At 58.2% G+C, this 3,529-nt stretch carries 4 protein-coding genes and 2 pseudogenes; all 6 read right to left on the bottom strand.

Annotated elements, in window-relative coordinates; genetic code table 11:
* Window positions 1-98: pseudogene (locus ACI94_RS09595) on the bottom strand (tetrahydromethanopterin S-methyltransferase subunit A); the annotation flags it as partial.
* Between the two features lie 10 nt (window positions 99-108).
* On the bottom strand, window positions 109-393 hold the full coding sequence (gene mtrB, locus ACI94_RS09600) for a tetrahydromethanopterin S-methyltransferase subunit MtrB (RefSeq protein ID WP_066957235.1): 285 nt from the start codon (window positions 391-393) through the stop codon (window positions 109-111).
* Window positions 394-1,245, bottom strand: a complete 852-nt coding sequence (mtrC, locus tag ACI94_RS09605) for a tetrahydromethanopterin S-methyltransferase subunit MtrC (protein ID WP_286681368.1) — start codon at window positions 1,243-1,245, stop codon at window positions 394-396.
* Complete coding sequence (gene mtrD / locus ACI94_RS09610) at window positions 1,246-2,097, bottom strand: tetrahydromethanopterin S-methyltransferase subunit D (RefSeq protein WP_286681369.1); 852 nt, start codon at window positions 2,095-2,097, stop codon at window positions 1,246-1,248.
* Entirely contained in the window at window positions 2,094-2,990 is an 897-nt protein-coding gene (mtrE, locus tag ACI94_RS09615; RefSeq protein WP_286681370.1) for a tetrahydromethanopterin S-methyltransferase subunit E, read from the bottom strand. The genes mtrD and mtrE overlap by 4 nt, the downstream gene beginning before the upstream one ends.
* 194 nt (window positions 2,991-3,184) lie before the next feature.
* Window positions 3,185-3,529: pseudogene (locus tag ACI94_RS09620) on the bottom strand (methyl-coenzyme M reductase subunit alpha); the annotation flags it as partial.

Consider the following 3,529-nt stretch of genomic DNA (forward strand, 5'->3'; position numbering starts at 1 on the left):
CCCATGGTGACGACGGCGACACAACTCTGCGGATCTCCCGTGTGGAAGTCGCCCTGAATGATCGGCCATCCGCTGGCCGGTGATTTCTTCTCAACCATGTTCTTCACCTCACAGCAGTCCAAATACGACGACACCGGCAACCAGGAGGCCGACTGCCATGCCGTACCAGAATGCGGTCACGCCTCCGGCGATGTTGAGCACACCGTCCCTGTTCGGGAACGATGCCAGGAAGTTGCCCTCTCCGGAGAGCATGCCCACCAGGTCGTCGGTGATCTTCTCAAGTTCCGCCACCTGCTCAAGTACGGGGGTGTACGAGACACCGGCGGTGGTGACGATACCGACCATTGGGTCGGCGACAAGTCCGAACTCGGGCAGCACCTGAACGTACGCCATTTAGGCACCTCCCTCTGGTTCGAGGATCGGCTGCGCGTCAAGCCACGCATAAGCGTCACGCTTCGCAAGCTCGATATACCGCATGTAGGTGTAGAACCATCCGATGACCGAGACCAGCAGTGAGATGAGAGCCGGAAGGAACGCGATGAACGCGAATGAGATGATCGCGATGGGGATCATGGAGAGGAATCCACACTCTGCAGCGAGCATGAGTGTCCGGTCCTGCTTCTCCCCTGGTCCGAGACAGGCGTTGAAGGAGTGCTGGATGGCAATTGCGCCGAGCATGAAGATGACGGCAATGATGCCACCGCCGATGACAGATGCCTCGTAAGTCTCTACGACGAATCCGAGGATGACGATTGTTCCCGAGATCAGGCCAAGGAACTGGAACGTCCCGGCGGTCATGGCTGCAAGGCCGAGCACCGTCATAGCGCCGACGATCGCAAGTTCGGTCAATGAGGCGATCATGACGGGGATGTCCATCCGGACGATGTGGTTTGCCATTATCCCGGCAACCCCGCCGATGATCGCGGCGACAATGATCGTCACGATGGGTGCGAAGATACCGGTCGTAGCTCCGACGAGCGCGGCGATGACGCCGGATCCGAGCGCGATCATACCTGCTGACGGGACACCGGTACCGAGACCGTAACTGCAGAGGTGCTTGATCGTATCAGTACCCCAGAGGAGTGCCGCGACGGCGGCAAGTCCACCGAAGAATGAGAAGTACTGAGTACCGGTGATTGTGTTCAGGTATGTCAGGTAGATGAGGATAAGCGATCCCACAAGACCGTAGATCAGGATCCGGTTGTGCGGGATGCCGCCTGCTCCGACTTCAACTTTCACTGACATTTAGAATACCCCCACCAGTTCGAGCAGCCCGATCGCGAAGATACCCGCAACAGCGGATGCCACGGCGGCTGCGATGACTGCTCTTGGGAACCGCTTGAACTTGGGGTCATGCGGCCCTTCGATAGTACCGGTGATGTTGTATGCGGCAAGCACGGCGTTCATCAGGAACATACCGACCGCGAAGATACCGGCAAGCGAGATGGCGACGGACGCGATCTGGTCGACCGTTGCGCCCAGGATTGCAGAAAGCTGCGTCTGGTAAACCTCGACGAGCTCAAGGTAGATGAGCGTTCCGCCAAGACCTCCGAGCACACCGCCGACGACACCGCCGACCCAGGAGATGAACGGAAGGCCGTGTCCCTCGGTACCCTGGCTCTTGTACTCAGGGAAGGTGTCGCCCGTGATCGGGTCTTTCTCGACCTTACCCGAGGCGGCCGGGATACCCATGCCGAAGATGTAGATGACGTTGACCATCGTACAGGTGATTGCCATCAAGAGGCCACCACCGATCGCACCGCCCGCGAGGGCGACACCGAATCCGAACGGAGCGGCCCATGCGCCACCGAAGAGGCCGGCAAGACCGGCACCCGCAGCGAGCATGGCGACACCGGTCGCGATGCCTGGTGATTGTCCCATTGCAGCGGGAGCACCACCAACCGGGACGAAGTGAACACCGAACGCGATCAGGACGCCGCCGATGATGATGCCGACGAGAGCGATCACCCCTGCCATCTGCACGAGGAAGTAGGCGAGCGCAAGCGCTACGATGATAAGAATAATGCTGATAGCGAGACCCATCCCAGTTGGGGGCTGGACTCCTGCAGTCTGTTTAGGTCCTCCGAGTGCGGTCATGACGATGCCTCCTCAGAAGTCGTGTATGGTCCGAAGGTCTTCCTTGCCCAGACCTCGATGTAACGGTCGATGATGGCAAAGATCAGGATCACGACAACACCGACGATGACCGGTCCCCAGGCGTTGAGCTCTTCGAAGACCACGGTACGCCAGAGTTCGAAGAAGACGATCAGGCCAAAACAGATCCCGGATGCGGGACCGCCGAGTTTGGCGCTGAAGAAACCGTTGTCAAGTGAGTTCCGCTGGCCTGCTTCGGCATAGCGGACGATGTTTCCGGATGCGGAGATCGGAACACCGACTCCGAACTTCTGCTCCTGGTACTGCCGCTCCTTTCCGTAGAACGGGTTACCTGTTGCAGATCCGGCCGCACCAAGCGCAATACCCCATACAATACCCAGCAACGGGAGCGGGAAGGGGTGGCCGAGTGCGACAATCATCAGGTAACACATCGCGACCGTGGTAAAGATTGCCACAAACGCGTGTGCCATGGTCACGGTCGTCATCGACTTTAGGATGTCGATGTAAACCGGCTGTCCGAACTTGGCGAGACTTGCAGTACGACCGAGATATGCGGTTGTCGCATATACGCCCTGCACGAAGACCGCGAGAGCGCTCCCGAGCACTATTGCAAGTATCGGGTTTATCTGCATCGTCATGAATGCCCAGGCAAGGCCTGCACCCAGGGCAACCCAGAGGCCGTACGCGGGGGGTTCACCGGAAACTGCCTTGTTGAAGATACGGTGAATATACCCCATCTGCGGGGCCAGTTGAACCTGCGAGTTCGGATCACCCTGTGATCCGATATCAGACTCAACGTCCTCCGCAGCGCCGGCAACGGTTGCAAGTGCACCTGCCAATGCGGTAATGCCGATGCCAAACACGATCTCTTCCATTCAGCATCCTCCTCCGGTGCGCAGGGCACCGGAGTATAAGTTCAAGACCTTTTTGGTTCATTTAACAGTTGTTTATGACTTAATTAAAGGTTTCGAAAAGTTGCGCCGATATCGCAATGAAATGTAAAAAATCGCTTGATATGACCGTATTATACATCTTGGGTTACTCTAAAGAAAAAAAAGTTGATTTGGGTTTACCTGGCCGGAATGATGAGCGAACGCTCGCCGGCAGGCATGAACTCCCGAATTGCACCCTTCGCGAACTCGCGGCGGGGTTCGGAGAAGTCGAACTTCAGCGCCGGGTCGGCGAAGCAGATCTTCACCCGCGGGTCGAAGCACCACGCGTCGCCGCGGCCGTAGTGGGAACCGCCGACAATAGCGGCGTATTCTCCCTGGTGACCGACGTTCATTGCATAGTTCGGGTAGTTCGGACCACGGACCTCGCCGATCGCACCCTCGTCCCCACGGATGGAGAGTGAGTTTGCGGAACCGCACTGGTCCTGGAGGTCGTAGCCGAAGAAGCCGAGACGCGACCATCC

Origin of the sequence: Methanoculleus sp. DTU007, assembly GCF_001512385.1 — an archaeon.
In the GTDB taxonomy this organism is placed as follows: Archaea; Halobacteriota; Methanomicrobia; order Methanomicrobiales; family Methanoculleaceae; genus Methanoculleus; species Methanoculleus thermophilus.

Excerpts from the sequence above, each read along its gene's own strand:
- mtrB (WP_066957235.1), bottom strand. The coding sequence starts at position 393 with ATGGCGTACGTTCAGGTGCTGCCCGAGTTCGGACTTGTCGCCGACCCA.
- mtrC (WP_286681368.1), bottom strand. The coding sequence starts at position 1,245 with ATGTCAGTGAAAGTTGAAGTCGGAGCAGGCGGCATCCCGCACAACCGG.
- mtrD (WP_286681369.1), bottom strand. The coding sequence starts at position 2,097 with ATGACCGCACTCGGAGGACCTAAACAGACTGCAGGAGTCCAGCCCCCA.
- mtrE (WP_286681370.1), bottom strand. The coding sequence starts at position 2,990 with ATGGAAGAGATCGTGTTTGGCATCGGCATTACCGCATTGGCAGGTGCA.